We start from the raw sequence: 19,562 nt of genomic DNA, 5'->3' as shown, positions 1-19,562 counted from the left end.
ATAAAATATATTTTTTAGAAGATAAAAGGGCCTTTTTATCATACTATTATGATTGGATTTCTTGTAATAAGGAGGAATTCAATTGAGTTCATATACAGTACCATCTTCAGAAGTTCAGACGAATCGAAGAAGTATGTTTGCTTTATTAGCACTAGCAATTAGTGCATTTGGGATTGGTACGACCGAGTTTATTAGTGTCGGTTTACTACCATCTATTTCGAAAGATTTAAATGTTTCGGTTACAACAGCTGGTTTAACCGTTTCTTTATATGCATTAGGAGTAGCGTTTGGTGCTCCAGTATTGACGTCATTAACAGCTAGTATGTCGCGAAAGACGTTGTTAATGTGGATTATGATTATTTTCATTATTGGCAATGGTATTGCGGCAGTAGCAACAAGTTTTACTGTGCTACTTATCGCGAGGGTTGTATCTGCGTTTGCGCATGGGGTTTTTATGTCAATTGGATCTACAATTGCGGCTGCGCTTGTACCTGAGAATAAACGTGCAAGTGCAATAGCATTTATGTTTACTGGTTTAACTGTTGCGACTATTACAGGTGTACCAATTGGAACATTTATCGGTCAACAATTTGGCTGGAGAGCATCGTTTATGGTTATTGTGGCAATTGGAGTCGTTGCTTTAATCGCCAACAGTATGCTAATTCCTTCTAACTTAAAAAAGGGTACGTCTGTATCATTTCACGATCAATTTAAGTTGATTACGAACGGAAGACTATTACTTGTATTTATCATTACTGCATTAGGATACGGGGGAACATTCGTAACATTTACGTATTTATCTCCGTTATTACAAGAAGTAACAGGATTTAAAGCAAGTACCGTTACAATTATTTTGTTAGTATACGGAATTGCAATTGCGATTGGGAATATGGTCGGCGGAAAATTATCAAATTATAATCCGATTCGAGCGTTATTTTACATGTTCTTTATTCAAGCGATTGTATTATTTGTTTTAACATTTACAGCGCCATTTAAAGTTGCTGGATTCATTACAATTATTTTTATGGGACTATTTGCGTTTATGAATGTCCCAGGGCTACAAGTGTATGTCGTTATCTTGGCTGAGAGGTTTGTACCTAGCGCTGTTGATGTAGCATCAGCGATTAACATTGCAGCATTTAACGCAGGAATTGCTCTTGGTGCTTACTTGGGCGGTATTGTAACGAACTCGTTAAGATTAATTCATACGGCTTGGGTAGGCGGAATTATGGTAGTAGGTGCTGTGATTTTAACAGCGTGGAGCATGACATTAGAAAAAAGAGATCAAGTAAAATAAAAGGAGAGAAAATAAAATGAAAAACTTACAAAGTAAAACAGTATTAAATAATGGTGTAGAAATGCCTTGGTTCGGTTTAGGTGTATTTAAAGTAGAAGAAGGACCAGAACTTGTAGAAGCTGTAAAATCAGCGATTAAAGCAGGATACCGTAGCATCGATACAGCTGCACTTTACGGAAATGAAAAAGCTGTAGGTGAAGGAATCCGTGCCGGTATTGAAGCGACTGGTATTTCAAGAGAAGAATTATTCATCACTTCAAAAGTATGGAACGCAGATCAAGGATACGAAGAAACAATTGCTGCATACGAAGAGAGCTTAAAGAAATTAGAACTAGATTATTTAGACCTATATCTTGTTCACTGGCCTGTAGAAGGAAAATATAAAGATACGTGGAGAGCGCTAGAAACACTTTATAAAGAAGATCGCGTACGTGCAATTGGCGTAAGTAACTTCCAAATTCACCACTTACAAGATGTAATGAAAGATGCAGAAATTAAGCCAATGATTAACCAAGTAGAATACCACCCTCGTTTAACACAAAAAGAATTACAAGCTTTCTGTAAAGAACAAGGTATTCAAATGGAAGCATGGTCACCACTTATGCAAGGTCAATTATTAGATAACGAAACATTACAAGCAATTGCTGAGAAACACGGTAAAACAACAGCACAAGTGATTTTACGTTGGGATCTTCAAAACGGAGTAATCACAATTCCAAAATCAACGAAAGAACACCGCATTATTGCAAACGCGGATGTATTTAACTTTGAATTAACAAAAGAAGACATGGAAACAATCGATGCGTTAAACGAAAATCACCGCGTTGGTCCAGATCCTGATAACTTCGATTTCTAAGATTAAAGTAAGAAAGAAAAAAGAGTGCTTTTATGCACTCTTTTTTTGTGCATAAAAATATTTTCTAATTAAATACTACTTAGTATTAAGTTTGTTATTAAGGGGCTGTAAATATGAATATAAAGCAATCGTTCAAACTTTTAGCTATGTTTTTAAGTGTCTTATTTGTATTATTCCCACTTCAAAAAGCATTCGCAGAGGTTATGGACCATACAAAGTATGAAATGGATTGGAGTTATAGTAGGTCAAAGAAGAAACCAATCCGAACAGAACTTATTAAAACGGCAGATGGAAAAATTGCATTTTGCTTAAATGTAGACTTAAAATCTCCGAGCGGTCAAGACTTACCAGAAATGGGTAAAGTAGATATTAACGTGTACCGTGTACTGTTGAATGGATATCCACAAAAGAGCCCACAAGAATTAGGGGTATCTGATTGGAGAGAGGCGCATTACGCAACGCAACTGGCAGTGTGGAATGCGTTAAAACAAATTGATGTTAATGATTTAGATTTCCGCAATAAAAATGTAGAGAAAGTAACGAAAGACATCGTTGCAAAAGCAAACGCTAGTGAAGAGTTACAAGAAATTACGATGAGTGTAACTCCTACAGAAGAACAAGAAGCAGTATTAAAAAATGATTTCTTTGAAACAGGTTTATATACAGTAGAAACAAATGCAAAAAGCGGAACGTATAAAGTGCAAGCAACAGGTGCACCAGCGGGTGTGAAGTTTGCAAATGAAAAAGGCGAAACAAAAACAGAATTTAATGTAGGAGAGAAGTTCCGCATTTTAATTCCGAAACAAACACCAGCTGGTGGATTTAGCTTTAAAGTATCAGGAAATTTAACGAAATTACAAGGGATTGCGCATAAAGGTACACCGACTATTCAAAATGCAGTAGTATTACTTGAGCGTAGTGAAGAGAAAACGAGCCCTGAGTTAGCGGTAAGTTGGAAAAAGGCTGAGGCTCCAAATAAACCAAATAAGCCATATACTCCAAATGAACCGCATAAACCGAATCAATATAAAAGGTAAATAAAAGCATTGGCCTATGCCAATGCTTTTTGTATGCGAGGATTAAAGTTATATTAAGAAAATAATAAAATAGATAAAATAGTGTTTTTACAGAATAAATTATATTTTAAAATAATATAAATATAACTAAATCCTAACGTTACGATTAATAGATTAAATTCACAAAATTGTAATATTATTCTTGGGGGGAGGCTATTAAATACAGGTAAAAGCGTGTAAAATTCAGTTGGAAAAACTACCTATAGATGGTCATATATGAAGAAAATGTAAGGTTTTATTTTTAGATGTATAGATGACGAGACTAAAATATATCTTTTACTATTTTCCTTTTATGTAAGAAGAGAACTCATCACAAGTAGAGCGAAGTGAGGAGGGCGTAATACATAAAAAAATTTACAATATAAGAAAGCGAATACATTTAGAGAAATGCGGTAGTAATTGATATAGGTGCGAGAGGTGTTAGTCTATTCAATAAATGTTTTTATAAAAATAATAGGATTTCTTATTAAATGAATATATAGGATGGTTTGTCTAAAAAAAGGACAGGGGACACAGATTATGTCAAAGCAGAAAAAGAGTAGGGTATTAGTAGCTGGTATTTGTATATCTACATTATTATCACCAGTAGCTTTCGAAGCATCGAAAGGATATGCGGCGCCTTTGGAAGAGAATAAGGGCGGGCAGTTGGAAGAGAGTAAAGAGAATCGTTTGGAGCAGAGAACGTTTCATTTGCCTGGGAAAGGTAGTGTTGAAGAAGAGCAAAAACGCTTAAAAGTACGTTATGTACTTTCAACAAATGAACCAACTGGAATTTATGCTGGTCCAAATGAAGAAATTAAAATTGAAATAAAAGGAACGCAATCTATTAAAGCGTTCATAGGAACGAAGTCATATGATGAAAAAGGGTTTGAAGAATTTGAGTTAAAACCTGGTGAAAATAATATTTCATCTTCAAGAGGTGGAATACTATATTTTTATAACATGAATAATGATGGCGAAGTAACAGCTTCAGTTATTCATGGAGGAAGTCATTTTCCATTATTTGTATTAGGGAAACACACAAAAAAAGATTGGGATGCAATGTTAAAAAAGTATAAAAATCCTTATGCAGTTGAATTGAAGGGTGAGAGAAGTTTAATTACTGCAAGTCCTGAAGCAGTGGCAAACTATATGGGAGAGACGGATCCAGTAGAATTAATGAGGCTACATGATAAGATTATTCGCTTTGAAAATTCTGTAGCAGGATTATCTGAAGATGGTATAGGGGTGTCAAAAGCTCCAAACCACTATATCCAATTTGTTGAAAAGAGAAAACCAGATAAAGATGATTGGATGTTTGCTACTCATTATCATACAGGGTATGTTCCAGAGACTATGGATAGGGTTTTAAATATAAAGAGATTACAAGGAGATGGCTGGGGACCGTGGCATGAAGTAGGGCATTTACATCAGCAAGCTCCTTGGTTTTGGTCAGGTGTAGGAGAAGTAACAGTAAATATATATTCATTATCGGTTCAAAGAATGTTAGGCAATAAATCAAGTCTAGAAGAAGATGGTCATTATAAAAAAGCTTTTGCTTACTTAGATAATCCTGATGCTCAAAAAAAGATGGAAGAATTAGAGAAACTAGTAATGTTTTGGCAAATTGATTTAGCTTATGGAGAGCATTTTTACCCTAATTTACATCAAATGTATCGCTTATTACCAGAATCTGAAATGCCTGCTTCAGATGAAGATAAAAAGCAAATGTTTATTTATATGGCATCGAAAGCGGCTAAACAAAACTTAGTGCCGTTTTTTGAGAAATGGGGATTAGGTCCAAATGATGAGGTTAGAGGGAAAATCGAAAATTTAAATTTACCTAAATTAGAAAAAGAAATATGGAAAGCAACAGATAGTAATATTATTCGTGAAAAACAAGTGAAACCATACGGCGGGCTTCCTTATGGTGAAGCGTCTACTGTGGTACAAGATCTCATCGTTGGTGCGAATTTTAATGAAAATCTAGCAAATAGTCTTGTTCAAAATTTAGGTGAAAATGTAAAAGTAACAGGTAGAATTATGTGGCCGTATTTAGAGGTTGGAAAAAGAGCGGTATTAGTAGAAATTGAGGATGAGAAAGGACAGAGAAATTTCATTTCTGTTCCAGTTAACAGTCTTTATGGAGATACTATGGTATTTAAAGGTTACGGTGATGAGGTAAATTCTGTTATAACGCTCCTTCATGATGAAAAGAAAATCAACGTTTCTTTCGTTGGTAATGAGTTTCATGAGCGCTTTAAAAATGAAAAGTATGTAGGGATTACCTTATATGATAAGGATGGAAATGAAAAGAAAAATATTTCTATAGAAGGGCAAGAAAATTCTAAAAAGGTTGCTTTGCAACTTGAAGGTGTTGAACTTCAATATGGCGATATTATGAAAGTATATCATGCAGAACCAAGTCGTTTCGATTGGTATCAAAGTAATAAACTTGTAGATCAAGGTGGAGCTAAGAATAAAAAAGAAAAGTTCTTTAAGATTATTCCACAAGGATATGAACTAATAGACGGTATACAGGAAGTAGAAGCAGTACCGCAAAAAGTATTAATCGGGGCAGACGCTGAAAAATTAGAAGCGAAAAACTTTGTTCAAGTAAAAGGTGGAGAAGTAATTGGTTTTGTAGAAAAACCGAATACAATGAAAATTGGTGAACAAAAAGTAAAAGTAGAAACGAAAGATCGTTTCGGAAATAAGAAAGTGACGGAAGTGCCAGTAGAAGTAACTTATGGAGATAGCCTATTTGTATATGGATTAAGTTATGGTAGTGACGATATGAAATCGATTATAACGTTACATCATGATACGAAAAAAATGAGTGCGACAGATACGGATAATTTGATTCATGATTACTTTGGAGATGAGAAGTATTTTGAATTCACCTTGTACAATAAAGAGGGAAAAGAGAAGAAAAATATAGAGGTAAAAGGCTTGGAGAATACAGAAGCTTTTGCCAAGGAAGCAAATGGGTTAGCATTTGAATATGGAGATGTGGTGAAAGTATACCATGCAGAGTCTTCACGTTTACATTGGTATCAAAAAGGTTTATATGTGGGAGAAGGAAAAGATAAAGAAATAAAAGAATTATTCTTCGAAATTACTGAAAATGGATTTGAAAGATTAGAAGCTCTGCAAGAAGTAACAGCAGTACCACAAAAAGTAGTTATTGGAACTGACGTTGAAAAATTAGAAGCAAAAGATTTTGTGCAAGTCAAAGACGGAGAAGTAGTTGGATTTGTAGAAAAACCGAATACGACAAAGATTGGTGAACAAAAAGTAAAAGTAGAAACGAAAGACCGTTTTGGAAATAAGAAAGTAACAGAAGTACCATTAGAAGTGGTTTATGGAGATAGCATTGCATATGCAGGAAATGGCGATGATATTGCTTCAATTGTAACTTTAAAGCACGAAGAGAAGAGATTCCATGCAACTGATATGGATAGCGAAATTCATGAGTATTTTAATAAAGAGCTATACATGGGGATCGCGTTATACGATGGAGAAGGAAAAGAGAAAAAACATGTAACAGCAGAGGGACAAGAAACATCAGAGAACTTTGCGAAGCAAGTGAATGGTATACAGTTCGAGTATGGAGATGTAGTGAAAGTATTCCACGCAGAACCGGATCGTTTGAAATGGTATCAAAATAATACACTTACTGGTCAAGGTGAGAAAAAAGGAACAAAAGAACTATTCTTCAAAGTGACAGAAAAAGGTTTTGAGAGAATGGACATGTTGCAAGAAGTCAAAGCGAAACCTCAACAAGTAGTAATCGGAACAGATGTTGAAAAATTAGAAGCGAAAAATTTTGTTCAGGTGAAAGACGGAGAAGTAGTAGGATTTGTAGAAAAACCAACTACAGCAAAAGTTGGAAAACAAACAGTAAAAGTAGAAACGAAAGATCGCTTTGGTAATAAGCAAATAACAGAAGTGCCAGTAGAAGTGATTTACGGAGATAGCATTATGTTCTTCGGTACATGGCACGACGAAACGAATATTAAATCGATTGTTACATTAAATCATGAAGAAAAGAAATTCAGTACAACAGATTCAGAAGGTCCAATGCATACTTCATTTGCAGATGAGAAGTATATGGGAATGACTGTGTATGATAAGGATGGAAAAGAGAAGAAAGATTTATCAGTAAAAGCATCGGAGAATACGAAAGTATTTGCAGAACAATTTAATGGAATGACTTTTGAATACGGTGATGTAATAAAGGTATATCAAAGAGAGTTTGATAGATTTAAAGTGTATAAAAAGAATGAACTAATGAATGCGCAGTATGGTGTTCATGAAGTGCTCTTTAAAGTGACAGAGCAAGGTTTTGAGAGAATGGAAGCACAACAAGAAGTAACAGCTATACCGCAAAAAGTAGTAATCGCAACAAACGCTGATAAATTAGATGCAAAAAACTTTGTTCAAGTGAAAGATAGAGAAGTAATTGGATTTGTAGAAAAACCAAATACAACAAAAATCGGTAAACAAACAGTAAAAGTAGAAACGAAAGACCGTTTTGGAAATAAGAAAGTAACGGAAGTACCAGTAGAAGTAACATATGGAGATAGTCTTGTATACCAAGGGCTGGGTGATGATATTCGTTCTATTGTAACGTTAAATCATGATGATAAGAAACTACATGTAACGTCTACAAATGAACAAATTCATAGTTACTTTAACAATGAATTATATATGGGAATTACCCTATATGATCAAAATGGAACGGAGAAAAAACATGTAACAGCAGAAGGACAAGAAACTTCAAAGAATTTTGCTGAGCAAGTAAATGGTATGATGTTCGAGTATGGTGATGTAGTAAAAGTGTATCATGCAGAATCTGATCGTTTAAGTTGGTATAAAACTGGTGAGTTAATTGGAAAAGGGGATGCGAAAAAATTTAAAGAGATTTCCTTCAAGATTACTCAAAATGGCTTAGAGCAAGTACGATAATAAGAAAAAGCTCGTAAAACATTATGTTTTACGAGCTTTTTTATTATTCAGCTTCAGAAACAACTGTGAAGCGTTCGTTTACATGTTTTGGATTTTCGATTTCATCAAGTGCTGCAACTGCGAAGTCCTCGTAACTTACGTAGCTATCACCTTTTGAGTTAACAAGAAGATTGTCTTTGCCAGCTTTGTAAGAACCAGTGCGTTTTCCTAATGCGAATAGTGCAGAAGGGCTGATGAATGTCCAAGTGATATCATTTGTTTGTTGCAAGATTTCTAAGTTTTTACCTTGGTTTTGAGCTGTTGCAAGGTATTCGCCTGGGAAACCTGGTGTATCAAATACACGTGTTGTTTTTTCTTCGTCTACAAATAAGCTTCCTGCTCCGCCAACTACAAGTAATTTTGTATTTGGTGCACCTTTCACAGCTTCAATAAGTACGTTTCCTGCATCTACGTGAAGGTGTTCTTGCCCTGCTGGAGCACCAAATGCATTTACAACTACGTCGAATGCTTGTAGGTCGTTAGTTGTAAGAGAAAATACGTCTTTTTCTAAAACTTTTACGTTTTCTTCTGTAATTTTTGCAGCGTTTCTTACGATTGCAGTTACTTCATGTCCACGATCTAATGCTTCTTTTAAAATACGACTTCCTGCTTTACCAGTTGCTCCGATAATTCCGATTTTCATAATAAATCCCTCCAAAGTGTTTTGTTAAATTGTATATCTGAAAGTGAATGAATGTATTGTAATTAGGTTTGTTACAACCTGTTGTAATCATTATAGTTACAGGTAGGTGTTTTTGTCAATGGGGTAGTTTGTAGATTTATTTTTTGTTTTAGTATGCACAGTTAGAGGGAGGAGAGTCATAAAGATATTGTTACTTCGCGCTTGGCTAATATTTGGAAATTGCAAATTGTCGAAAAATGTTGATTTTTGAATGTTTTTTAAATATAATTCGTTTTATGGAGAAAAGGAGGGGTTAATTGTATGAATATTTTGGAACAATTCGTTTCATCAACGAATACGATTCTTTGGTCATATATTCTTATTGCAATGTTAATTGGTTTAGGGCTTTATTTTTCTATTAAATTGAAATTCGTACAGCTTACTCATTTAGGAGAAATGATTCGTTTAATGAGTGATGGACTAACTGGCAAGACACGTAAAAAGGGCAGTGTATCATCGTTCCAAGCATTTTGTATGAGTTCTGCAGCTCGTATTGGTATCGGGAACTTAGCTGGTGTAGCGTTAGCTATTTCTATGGGAGGACCTGGAGCTGTATTTTGGATGTGGGTTATTGCGATTATCGGTGCTTCTTCAAGTTTCGTAGAAAGTACGCTTGCGCAAATTTATAAAATAAAAGATGGCAGTGGCTTCCGTGGTGGTCCTGCTTATTATATGGAAAAAGGTTTAAATAAACGTTGGATGGGGATTTGGTTCTCTATTCTGATTACAATTAGTTACGGTTTAATTTTCAACTCAGTACAAGCAAATACAGTAACATTAGCATTTGAAAATGCATTTGGCTTAGAGCGTTATATTGTTGGTATTGTATTAGCTGCATTAGTTGCGGTTATTATTTTTGGTGGTGTAAAAAGTATTGCACGTATGTCGGAAATGATTGTTCCGCCAATGGCGCTTATTTATATTGCCGTAGCTATTTTTGTTGTCATTAAAAACTTCTATTTAATACCAGATGTGTTTACGGAAATCTTTAAAGGTGCATTTGGTTTAGATTCAGCTGTAGGTGGCGGTATCGGTGCTGCGATGAAATATGGTATTCAGCGCGGATTATTTGCGAACGAAGCAGGTATGGGTAGTGCGCCGAATGCGGCAGCAACAGCTGATGTAACGCATCCAGCGAAACAAGGTTTTATTCAAACGATTGGAGTATTAGTAGATACATTCTTAGTATGTACATCAACAGCATTTATCGTACTATGTTCTGGTGCATATAAAGCAACGAATTTAGAAGGTATTGAATTAACACAAAATGCATTAAGTTCACAAATTGGCCCATGGGCGAGCAGTTTCTTAGCGATTATTATTTTCTTATTTGCATTTAGTTCACTTCTAGGAAACTACTATTATGGTGAAACAAATATTGAATTCATTAAGCAAAGCAAAACGTGGTTAACAATTTATCGTATTGCGGTAGTTGGAATGGTATTATTCGGTTCTGTTGCGACGCTTCAAGTTGTATGGAATATGGCGGACTTATTTATGGGGCTAATGGTAATCACGAACTTAATTGCGATTACACTTCTCGGCCGATTTGCGTATGCTGCATTGGCAGACTATGTAAGGCAAAAGAAACAAGGAAAAGATCCAGTCTTCAGTGCAGATTCTATTCCTGGTTTAACGAATACAGAGTGTTGGGATAAGTCAGCGGTAACAGATAAAGAAAAAGCAGTGTAAATGAAAAGGCGAGCATCGAGGTGAATTCGATGCTCGCCTTTTTTGTTGTAGGAAATGATGAAAAGGGTGAGAGGTAATTATTAATATAATTTTTTTTGTTTATTTCTCTCTCGTTATTTGTGGGGAACGTGCTGTATTAAAAGTATGACTGGTCGAAGAGGATAAGTGATTGAGTATTGGATAAATGTATGTAATGGCTATATTTTTATGTAAAAAAAACACGTATGTTAATTTTATTAACATATTCATGTTATAAAACCTTACATAAAGTTCTTGATTACTTAAAGTTTTTAGAATATAATTTTCTTATTGTTAGGAAGAGGGGGCAATGCAAATATGGATTTTTTAGCTAGGGTAATTGGGGATGTAAATAATATCCTTTGGTCATATGTCATTATTGCGATGTTAATTGGGTTAGGGCTCTATTTTTCATTTCGTGTGAAATTTGTCCAAGTTCGTTACTTCGGTGAAATGATTCGTTTGCTTGGGGATGGAGCAAGCTCGAAAACGAGAAAAGCGCAAAAAGAGAAGAGCGGCGTATCATCATTTCAAGCGTTTTGTATGAGTACAGCTTCTCGTGTAGGTACTGGTAACTTAGCTGGTGTAGCTATTGCAATCTCAGCAGGTGGTCCAGGAGCAGTATTTTGGATGTGGTTAATCGCGGTAATTGGGGGTGCTTCTGCATTTGTAGAGAGCACATTAGCGCAAATTTATAAAGTAAAAGATGGGAATGCATTCCGTGGGGGCCCAGCGTATTATATGGAAAAGGGTTTAAAGAAACGCTGGTTAGGTGTTGTGTTCTCTGTTCTAATAACAGTAAGTTTCGGATTGATTTTTAACGCTGTACAGTCTAATACTGTAGCGGCTGCCTTTGATGGGGCGTTCAAAACAGATAGTAGATTAGTAGGTCTTGTTATGGCTGGTTTACTTGCAGTTATTATTTTCGGCGGAGTAAAACGAATTGCTCGCGCGGTTGAAATGATTGTTCCAGTAATGGCAATTATTTATGTAGCAGTGGCATTATTCGTTGTTGTAACAAACATTACGGCAATTCCATATGTATTTAAAGAAATTTTCTTACATGCTTTCGGAATTAAAGAAGTAGTAGGTGGAGGATTAGGAGCTGCGATTTTATTAGGGGTAAAACGTGGATTATTCTCAAATGAAGCAGGTATGGGTAGTGCGCCGAACGCAGCAGCGACTGCAAACGTAACGCACCCAGTTAAACAAGGTTTCATTCAAACTTTAGGGGTATTTACAGATACATTATTAATTTGTAGTTGTACAGCATTTATTATTCTTTTATCAGATGTGCATAATGCAGCTGATTTAAATGGAATTCAATTAACGCAGCAGGCGTTAAGTCAACATATCGGTCCATGGGCTTCTATATTTGTAGCAGTTGCAATCTTCTTGTTTGCATTCAGTTCATTAGTAGGTAACTACTACTATGGTGAAACGAATATTGAGTTCTTAAATGGAAGTAAAGTGCTATTAAATGCATACCGCATTGCTGTACTTGGTATGGTTATGCTAGGGTCCGTGGCGACAATTCAAATCGTTTGGGATTTAGCAGATTTATTTATGGGAATTATGGCTGTTATTAACTTAGTAGCAATTGTATTCCTTTCTAAGTACGCTTTCGCAGCGTTATCAGATTATATTAAGCAAAAGAAACAAGGGAAAGATCCAGTCTTTTATGCGGAGTCTATTCCAGGTTTGAACAATACAGAGTGTTGGGATAAGCCAGAGGTAGCTGATAAAGAAAAAGCAGTATAATGAGGTGAGCATCAAGTGAAACTTGATGCTCATTTTTTGTTGGTTCAGCTATTTGTGTGAAGTGAAACTCCCGTTCATTAAAGTTTCGCTTTATAATGAAAAAGACGAACATTCATGAATGTTTCATAATAAAACGTATTTTTTTAAGAAAAATGCGGATATGAATTATGATTTATGTTAGAATGGAAAATGCCTTTGAAATAAGAGGTTTTATGATCTTTCCTATCCGATTGAAGGTTTTGGAGGAGAAATGGAAAGTTCGGATTATTTCTTGTTTCGAATGGTCAGACGTTCAACGTTAATGAAGAGTTAAATGGAGGATTTTATTAATGAAGTTTGTTATGTTCCTTGTAGGATTACTCGTTGTATTTGTACTCGGTTTTCTTATAAGTGCCGATCGAAAGAAGATTAAGTATAAACCAATCGCAATTATGCTTATTATTCAGCTAGTATTATCTTATTTCTTATTAAATACGCAAGTTGGTTATATTTTAGTAAAAGGAATTTCAGATGGATTTGGCGCACTTCTTGGATATGCGGAAGCTGGAATCGTTTTCGTATTTGGTGGTCTTGTTAATAAAGGAGAGGTTTCATTCTTCTTAACAGCGCTATTACCAATCGTATTCTTTGCGGTTTTAATCGGAATTCTGCAACACTTTAAAATTTTACCAATATTTATTCGTGCTATTGGTACGTTGTTAAGTAAAGTAAATGGTCTAGGAAAACTAGAATCATATAACGCAGTAGCAGCTGCCATTGTTGGACAAGCAGAAGTATTTATTACAGTAAAAGATCAATTAAGTAAAATCCCAAAACATCGTTTATATACATTATGTGCATCTTCTATGTCGACAGTATCGATGTCAATTGTTGGTTCTTATATGAAAATGATTGAACCAAAATATGTAGTAACAGCACTTGTATTAAATTTATTTAGTGGTTTCATTATCATTCATATTATTAACCCGTACGATATTACAGAAGAAGAAGATACACTGAAATTAGAAAATAAGAAGAAACAATCATTCTTTGAAATGCTAAGCGAATATATTATGCTTGGTTTCACAATCGCGATCACAGTAGCGGCAATGTTACTTGGTTTCGTAGCATTAATTACAGCAATCAATAGCTTGTTTGATTCAATGTTCGGTATTACATTCCAAGCTATTTTAGGATATATTTTCTCACCATTAGCATTCGTAATGGGCATCCCGCAAGCAGAAATGGTAACAGCGGGACAAATTATGGCAACAAAATTAGTATCAAACGAGTTTGTTGCGATGCTTGATCTTGGAAAAGTAGCTGGTGATTTATCGGCTCGTACAGTTGGTATTCTTTCTGTATTCCTTGTATCATTTGCGAACTTCTCATCTATCGGAATTATCGCAGGTGCAACGAAAGGTATCGATGAAAATCAATCAAATGTTGTATCATCATTCGGCCTACGCCTTGTGTACGGTGCGACATTAGTAAGTATTTTATCAGCGATTATCGTTGGTGTTATGTTATAAAGTGAAACTTTAATTAGTGGGGGGAGCTTTATCCCCCGCTGATTATCAGCCCTCACCAATCGGGCTTTTATGGGCAGTTAATCACCCATCTAACTTCTTTGTTTTCGCTGAATGTTGAGATGGGGGTCTTACTGCCCGTTAAAGCGGGGTAAAAAAAGGATGGCTCTAGCTCATAGCTAGGGCTATTTTTTTATGGTAAATTTGCATGAAAAAACCAATTAATTAGGAATATATTAACATATAAAAATCTTTTAAAATTTATATTGCATTTCACCTAGATAACGCTTACAATTTGATTTGTAGGTGGTATCAATTTCAGACTTTCAAGTATGGTAGGAGAGAAGAAGCTACCTTTTATAAATTGCAATTTATGTAAACGCTTACTGATTTTAGATGACAGTTGAATAGTTTTTAGGGGTTTTAAATTTTTTTAACAACAATGGTCAGACGTCATTCGTTATACGTTATACGACCAATAACTCGTGGGAGAAGTGGGGGATTCACATATGAAAATAGTAATGTTTCTAGTCGGTTTACTTGTAGTGTTTGTACTAGGTTTCCTTATCAGTTCAGATCGTAAGAAAATTAAATATAAACCAATTGCACTTATGCTTGTCATTCAATTGGTACTTGCGTATTTCTTACTAAATACAAAGGTCGGATTTGTATTAGTAAAAGGGATCGCAGATGGATTTGGTTCTATTTTAAAATTTGCGGAAGCTGGGGTTAACTTCGTATTTGGTGGTCTAGCAAACGATGGACAAGCACCATTCTTCTTAACAGTATTATTACCGATTATTTTCTTAGCAGTATTAATCGGGATCCTGCAACATATTAAAGTTTTACCGATTATCATTCGTGCAGTCGGTTTCCTATTAAGTAAAGTTAACGGTTTAGGAAAACTAGAATCATATAATGCGGTAGCGGCTGCAATCGTTGGTCAAGGGGAAGTATTCATTACAGTAAAAGATCAACTAAGCAAATTACCGAAAAATCGTTTATACACACTTTGTGCATCTTCAATGTCTACAGTATCGATGTCAATCGTCGGTTCTTATATGAAAATGATTGATCCAAAATATGTAGTAACAGCACTTGTATTAAACTTATTCAGTGGATTCATTATCGTTCATATCATTAATCCATATGAAGTAAAAGAAGAAGACGATATTTTAGAATTACAAGAAGACAAGAAACAAACATTCTTTGAAATGTTAGGCGAATATATTATGCTTGGTTTCTCTATCGCTGTAACAGTAGCGGCGATGTTAATCGGTTTCGTAGCATTAATTACAGCAATTAACGGTGTATTCGATTCAATTTTCGGAATCACATTCCAAAGCATTTTAGGATACATTTTCTCACCATTAGCATTCGTAATGGGTATTCCAACATCAGAGATGCTACAAGCAGGACAAATTATGGCAACAAAATTAGTGACGAACGAATTCGTTGCAATGCTTGACCTTGGAAAAGTAGCTGGCGATTTATCAGCTCGTACAGTAGGTATTTTATCTATCTTCCTTGTATCATTTGCGAACTTCTCATCTATCGGAATTATCGCAGGTGCAACGAAGAGTATCGATGGCAAACAAGCAAACGTTGTATCATCATTCGGTTTAAAACTTGTATACGGTGCAACGTTAGTAAGTATATTATCAGCGATTATCGTTGGGGTTATGCTTTAATAAATTAAGAAAAGCAATGAGCGTAAGCTCATTGCTTTTTTGTTTAACTTGCTTTATCCAAATCTCTTTTAAAACGTGGTTTCTCTAAATAAGTTCCCAGTCTCCACACATATTCCACTGGACCCATCCGGTATTTCTGGAGCCAATAGGTGCTAACGAATAATTGAATCGTATAAATTCCGATGGTTAAAAGAATACCGAAGAAATAACCGATTTTACCGTATAGGCCAAATCCATATGCGTAAAAAATAGTTGTTGCAATAATAGATTGTGCTAAGTAATTACTAACGGACATTTTTCCCATGTTCGCCATGTATGTTAGTAGACGAGATGCTTTTTTGTAATGGAATAATAAAATAATCGTACTTCCGTAAAAGAAGGTCATAGTTACTGGTGTAAGGCCATCTTGTAACATAATTAAAATCGGATGCTTTACGAACATAGCTAAGATTTTAATTGTAAAAGAGAAGAGACCGGTGGCAAACCATATTTTTTTGACAGCAGGTATATGTTTATTGACCTCAAATAGCCAGCCTTTTTTCCCTACATACATTCCGAGTAGGAACAGTGGAGACATAAAAATTATTGCGAAAACTGATATGAAAAATAATCCGAATGCACCGTCAATTCCCATGTAATCAAAAGGATTTTCAGTCAATCTAAAGTTGACGTGATCCATATAGCCTCCGGTTTGATGGACTTTATGTTCTTTTTCAGTATAAGGTGCGAAATCATTTATATTTGTAGATGGATCAGTTTGATAGGACATAAGTGTAATAAGTGCGAGTAGAATAATCGCCCAAATGAGCAAAGTTTTCGGTTTTCGATTGATGAACATCATTAAGAAAATCCCGATAACTCCGTATGCAAATAAAATATCTCCCTCCCAAACAAAAGTGCCGTGAATGTAGCCAAGTAGTAAAAGAATGATAATACGTCTTATGTATGTAGGGAAGAATTTTTTTCCTTTTGCGATAATACTTTTTTGTAACAAAATAATGCTAAGCCCAAATAGAAAAGAAAATAGGGATATAAAATTGTGTGTGCCGAAAAATTGAATAAACCAATTAGCGCCTTTATCAAGATTGCCGAATAGATAAGTGGGTTTTTCACTGGTGAAGAACCCAAATTGAATTAATGTCATATTGACTAGTAAAATGCCAAACAAAGCGAAACCACGAATTGCATCGACAGCTTCTACACGTTGATTCATTTTTTCTCTCCTCGTATATTGTTTTTATATTGAAAATAATACCATTTTATAGCTGGCGCTATGTCAAATATGAGGAAATTTAAGGTGATTTTAAGATAGAGAGCAAATAAAAAATCACCTTAATACATGTATTAAGGTGATTGAAATATTATTGAGCTGGAGGTGTAAATGTACGTTTCTCTAATTCAGCATCTAGCATAAATAGTGCGTTTGAATCACTTGTAATACGTTTTAGTTTTTGGATGATGCTATCAAATGAAGCTTCTTCTTCTACTTGCTCATCGACGAACCATTTTAAAAATGTAATTGTTGCGTGTTCACGCTCATCCCAAGCGATATCAGATAAGTTATAAATACGCTTCGTTACTTCACGCTCGTGCTCAAGTGCCACTTCAAAAGCGTTCAATACAGATTCATATTCGTTATTTGGATTATCAAATCCAGTAATAATAGCACGCTCACCACGGTCATTAATGTAGTTGTAAAGCTTCATTGCGTGGAAACGTTCTTCTTCAGCTTGTACAAGGAAAAAGTTAGCGAATCCATCATAGCTCTCAGCTGTACAGTAAGCAGCCATTGCCATATAGGCGTGGGCAGAGTAAAATTCAAAGTTCATTTGATCGTTTAATGCGTCGTGCAATTTTTTAGATAACATAAAATCCCCCTTAGTATTGTGACAAGAACATTATACCATAATTGATAATATTCTCATTTGGATACTTCGAACCTTTTCGAAAGCTTTGTGACGTGTGCCTCCATAATGTCTTGTAAATCTAAATCATATTTTTGTGAAAGAATAATAAGATTAGATAGTACATCACCAAGTTCTTCTTTTAACTCTTGTTTTAGTTCTTCTTCTGTTTTCACTTTTTCGTCAGGACGATCACGGCCAATTTCGATTGCACGAACAACGCGTGAAACTTCTCCAACTTCCTCTGTTAAGAAATTTAAGCGAATAAAGGAATTATACTGTGACCAGCTTCGTTTTTCGTAAAATTCCTCCACCCATCTTTGAAATGCGACGATATCCATTTCTTCCTCATCCCTTCAATATGTTGTACAATATTCATTGTATCATAACAATATATAGTTTCGGGGTGTAGGAATGAGAAAGATTTGTGTGTTTGCAGGTTCTAATTTAGGGGAGAGACCAGAATTTAAAGAGCAGGCAATAGCGTTAGGAAAAATGTTTGTTGAGAACGATTATGAGCTTGTATACGGTGGTTCTTGCGTTGGATTAATGGGAGAAGTGGCAAACGAAGTTCTTCGCTTAGGCGGACGTGTAACAGGTGTTATGCCACGCGGTCTATTCCGAGGAGAAATTGTTCATACAGGGCTAACAGAATTAATTGAAGTAGAGACGATGCATGAACGTAAAGCGAAAATGGCAGAGCTTGCGGATGCTTTTATTGCATTACCAGGCGGATACGGAACGTTTGAAGAGCTATTTGAAGTAGTATGTTGGTCACAAATTGGTATACATAATAAGCCGGTTGGTTTATTGAACATAAAAGGCTTTTACGGACCAATTTTACAAATGGTTGAACGTTCAGCTGAAGAAGGATTTATGAATCCATCAAATAAAGAATTGATCGTTTCAGCTGAGACGGCAGATAAACTAATTCATGCAATCCAAAATTATGAGCGTCCTGTTTTGGGAACGAAGTGGAAGCAACTATCATAGCAAATACGGAAACACATGTCGTTTTAATTTAAGATGGCATGTGTTTTTAATTTGGTTAAATATGTTAATGTTTAGATGTAATGTTTTGGGGAAAGGAGAAATAGATGGAGGAGTTCGTATATTTACGTCCGGTTTTTAAAAGTATTTTAGCAGCATCTATTCTTGTTATGCTAATTGTTTTGAGACAGAAGAAAGAGTTGATTAATGAATTTTCGCTTTGGTTTATCTCGGTATTGTGTATCGGTGTTTCCGCGATAACGTTGTTTATGTCCGGATTTATCGTTGATGAGTATAATCTAGGTGGAGATCCACAATCGTTTTGTATGTTTATTGCGATTGGTTGTATTAGTGGTCTGAATTTCATTATTTATTACAGAAGGCAATAAAAGAGGCATTCCATATTACTTTGGAATGCCTTTATCATTTTGATTGCTTTGTTTTTTATACAGGTACCAGCCACCCCAGCCGCCACCAATTGCTACGACAACGAGGAAAGCATAGTCCTTAACCTCGACACGTATATTGAAAATATTAGCTATAAGTAAGAGAATCCCAACTGTTATTAACGCAAAAAACGCTCTAATTAAGTAGTCTTTCAACTGAACCACTCCCGTCATTTAAGTAGTAAATGATGAATTTGGAAAAGCCTTTTGGATCTATGATACTAAAGGGTGTTTCCTATATTTTAACATAAAAAGGATTGTAATATAGTGATAAAAGTGGGGGCGAGTTGTGTGTTAATACTGTCGTGATTTGTCGGTAAATTGATATCCCTTGTCGAATCGTTGATATATTGAGGGTAATGATCGATATAATGAAAAAATCGTTGATATATTAAGGGTAATGATCGATATATTTGAAAAATCGTTGATATAATTTCGTGTACCGTTAAGTGCAACCACTACATAAAAAAAGCGACTCTGAACGAGCCGCTTCTGCTTTAATTTTATTATCCAGCGCCGGTAGCTAGAATGTTTGGTGTCTTCGCTTTTTCCTGCGAGGCAAAGAGCGCCTCGCAGGAAAAAGTTCCATCCCCCTCACATTCTGAGAGAGCTACTTCCGCTTTTAACGATATCCAGCTCCAGCGGCTAGAAT

The 19,562-nt window shown here is 35.3% G+C and carries 15 protein-coding genes; 10 read left to right on the top strand and 5 right to left on the bottom strand.

Going from position 1 to position 19,562, the window contains the following annotated elements; translation table 11 throughout:
* The first annotated feature begins 133 nt into the window (after nt 1-133).
* The 4 genes from MR167_RS25310 to MR167_RS25295 all read left to right on the top strand — a co-directional run bounded on the left by MR167_RS25310 (nt 134) and on the right by MR167_RS25295 (nt 8,179).
* On the top strand, nt 134-1,297 hold the full coding sequence (locus MR167_RS25310) for an MFS transporter (RefSeq protein WP_242315785.1): 1,164 nt from the start codon (nt 134-136) through the stop codon (nt 1,295-1,297).
* Between the two features lie 16 nt (nt 1,298-1,313).
* Nucleotides 1,314-2,153 (top strand): aldo/keto reductase, encoded by an 840-nt coding sequence (locus MR167_RS25305; RefSeq protein WP_242315784.1) that lies wholly within the window; start codon nt 1,314-1,316, stop codon nt 2,151-2,153.
* Between the two features lie 113 nt (nt 2,154-2,266).
* Nucleotides 2,267-3,190 (top strand): thioester domain-containing protein, encoded by a 924-nt coding sequence (locus MR167_RS25300; protein ID WP_001022528.1) that lies wholly within the window; start codon nt 2,267-2,269, stop codon nt 3,188-3,190.
* A 558-nt stretch (nt 3,191-3,748) separates the two neighbouring features.
* Nucleotides 3,749-8,179 (top strand): putative mucin/carbohydrate-binding domain-containing protein, encoded by a 4,431-nt coding sequence (locus MR167_RS25295; RefSeq protein ID WP_242315783.1) that lies wholly within the window; start codon nt 3,749-3,751, stop codon nt 8,177-8,179.
* Between the two features lie 43 nt (nt 8,180-8,222).
* Here MR167_RS25295 and MR167_RS25290 read toward each other — a convergent pair whose 3' ends face one another.
* Entirely contained in the window at nt 8,223-8,861 is a 639-nt protein-coding gene (locus MR167_RS25290; protein ID WP_242315781.1) for an NAD(P)-dependent oxidoreductase, read from the bottom strand.
* A 300-nt stretch (nt 8,862-9,161) separates the two neighbouring features.
* Between MR167_RS25290 and MR167_RS25285 the strand changes: the two genes are divergently transcribed.
* From MR167_RS25285 to MR167_RS25270, 4 genes are all read left to right on the top strand, one after another.
* Nucleotides 9,162-10,592: an alanine/glycine:cation symporter family protein gene (locus MR167_RS25285; protein ID WP_001022952.1), complete on the top strand. Its 1,431-nt coding sequence runs from the start codon at nt 9,162-9,164 to the stop codon at nt 10,590-10,592.
* Nucleotides 10,593-10,928: 336 nt separating this feature from the next.
* Nucleotides 10,929-12,371, top strand: coding sequence for an alanine/glycine:cation symporter family protein (locus MR167_RS25280; RefSeq protein ID WP_000346410.1), 1,443 nt, complete (start codon nt 10,929-10,931; stop codon nt 12,369-12,371).
* Nucleotides 12,372-12,700: 329 nt separating this feature from the next.
* Nucleotides 12,701-13,882 (top strand): NupC/NupG family nucleoside CNT transporter, encoded by a 1,182-nt coding sequence (locus tag MR167_RS25275; RefSeq protein WP_000673845.1) that lies wholly within the window; start codon nt 12,701-12,703, stop codon nt 13,880-13,882.
* 506 nt (nt 13,883-14,388) lie between these two features.
* Complete coding sequence (locus tag MR167_RS25270; protein ID WP_000706853.1) at nt 14,389-15,570, top strand: NupC/NupG family nucleoside CNT transporter; 1,182 nt, start codon at nt 14,389-14,391, stop codon at nt 15,568-15,570.
* Nucleotides 15,571-15,613: 43 nt separating this feature from the next.
* On the opposite strand, the gene MR167_RS25265 is transcribed toward MR167_RS25270, so the two are convergent.
* From MR167_RS25265 to MR167_RS25255, 3 genes are all read right to left on the bottom strand, one after another.
* On the bottom strand, nt 15,614-16,783 hold the full coding sequence (locus tag MR167_RS25265; RefSeq protein ID WP_001076363.1) for a DUF418 domain-containing protein: 1,170 nt from the start codon (nt 16,781-16,783) through the stop codon (nt 15,614-15,616).
* 148 nt (nt 16,784-16,931) lie between these two features.
* Nucleotides 16,932-17,438, bottom strand: coding sequence for a ferritin (locus tag MR167_RS25260; RefSeq protein WP_000949393.1), 507 nt, complete (start codon nt 17,436-17,438; stop codon nt 16,932-16,934).
* A 53-nt stretch (nt 17,439-17,491) separates the two neighbouring features.
* Nucleotides 17,492-17,815: a MazG nucleotide pyrophosphohydrolase domain-containing protein gene (locus tag MR167_RS25255; RefSeq protein ID WP_000355764.1), complete on the bottom strand. Its 324-nt coding sequence runs from the start codon at nt 17,813-17,815 to the stop codon at nt 17,492-17,494.
* A 73-nt stretch (nt 17,816-17,888) separates the two neighbouring features.
* On the opposite strand from MR167_RS25255, the gene MR167_RS25250 reads away from it, so the two are divergent.
* Both MR167_RS25250 and MR167_RS25245 read left to right on the top strand, forming a co-directional pair.
* A complete protein-coding gene (locus MR167_RS25250) occupies nt 17,889-18,467 on the top strand; it encodes an LOG family protein (RefSeq protein WP_033669073.1) in 579 nt (192 codons plus the stop codon).
* A 104-nt stretch (nt 18,468-18,571) separates the two neighbouring features.
* The gene (locus MR167_RS25245; RefSeq protein ID WP_000390910.1) at nt 18,572-18,853 is read left to right on the top strand and encodes a hypothetical protein; all 282 of its coding nucleotides are present in this window, start codon (nt 18,572-18,574) and stop codon (nt 18,851-18,853) included.
* A 15-nt stretch (nt 18,854-18,868) separates the two neighbouring features.
* Here the strand turns inward: MR167_RS25245 and MR167_RS25240 are convergent, their stop codons facing one another.
* Complete coding sequence (locus tag MR167_RS25240; protein ID WP_000656312.1) at nt 18,869-19,066, bottom strand: hypothetical protein; 198 nt, start codon at nt 19,064-19,066, stop codon at nt 18,869-18,871.
* Nucleotides 19,067-19,562: the final 496 nt, after the last annotated feature.

Source organism: Bacillus cereus group sp. BfR-BA-01355 (assembly GCF_022663675.1).
Lineage (GTDB): Bacteria > Bacillota > Bacilli > Bacillales > Bacillaceae_G > Bacillus_A > Bacillus_A thuringiensis_S.
This window is presented reverse-complemented; position numbering and strand designations above follow the sequence as displayed.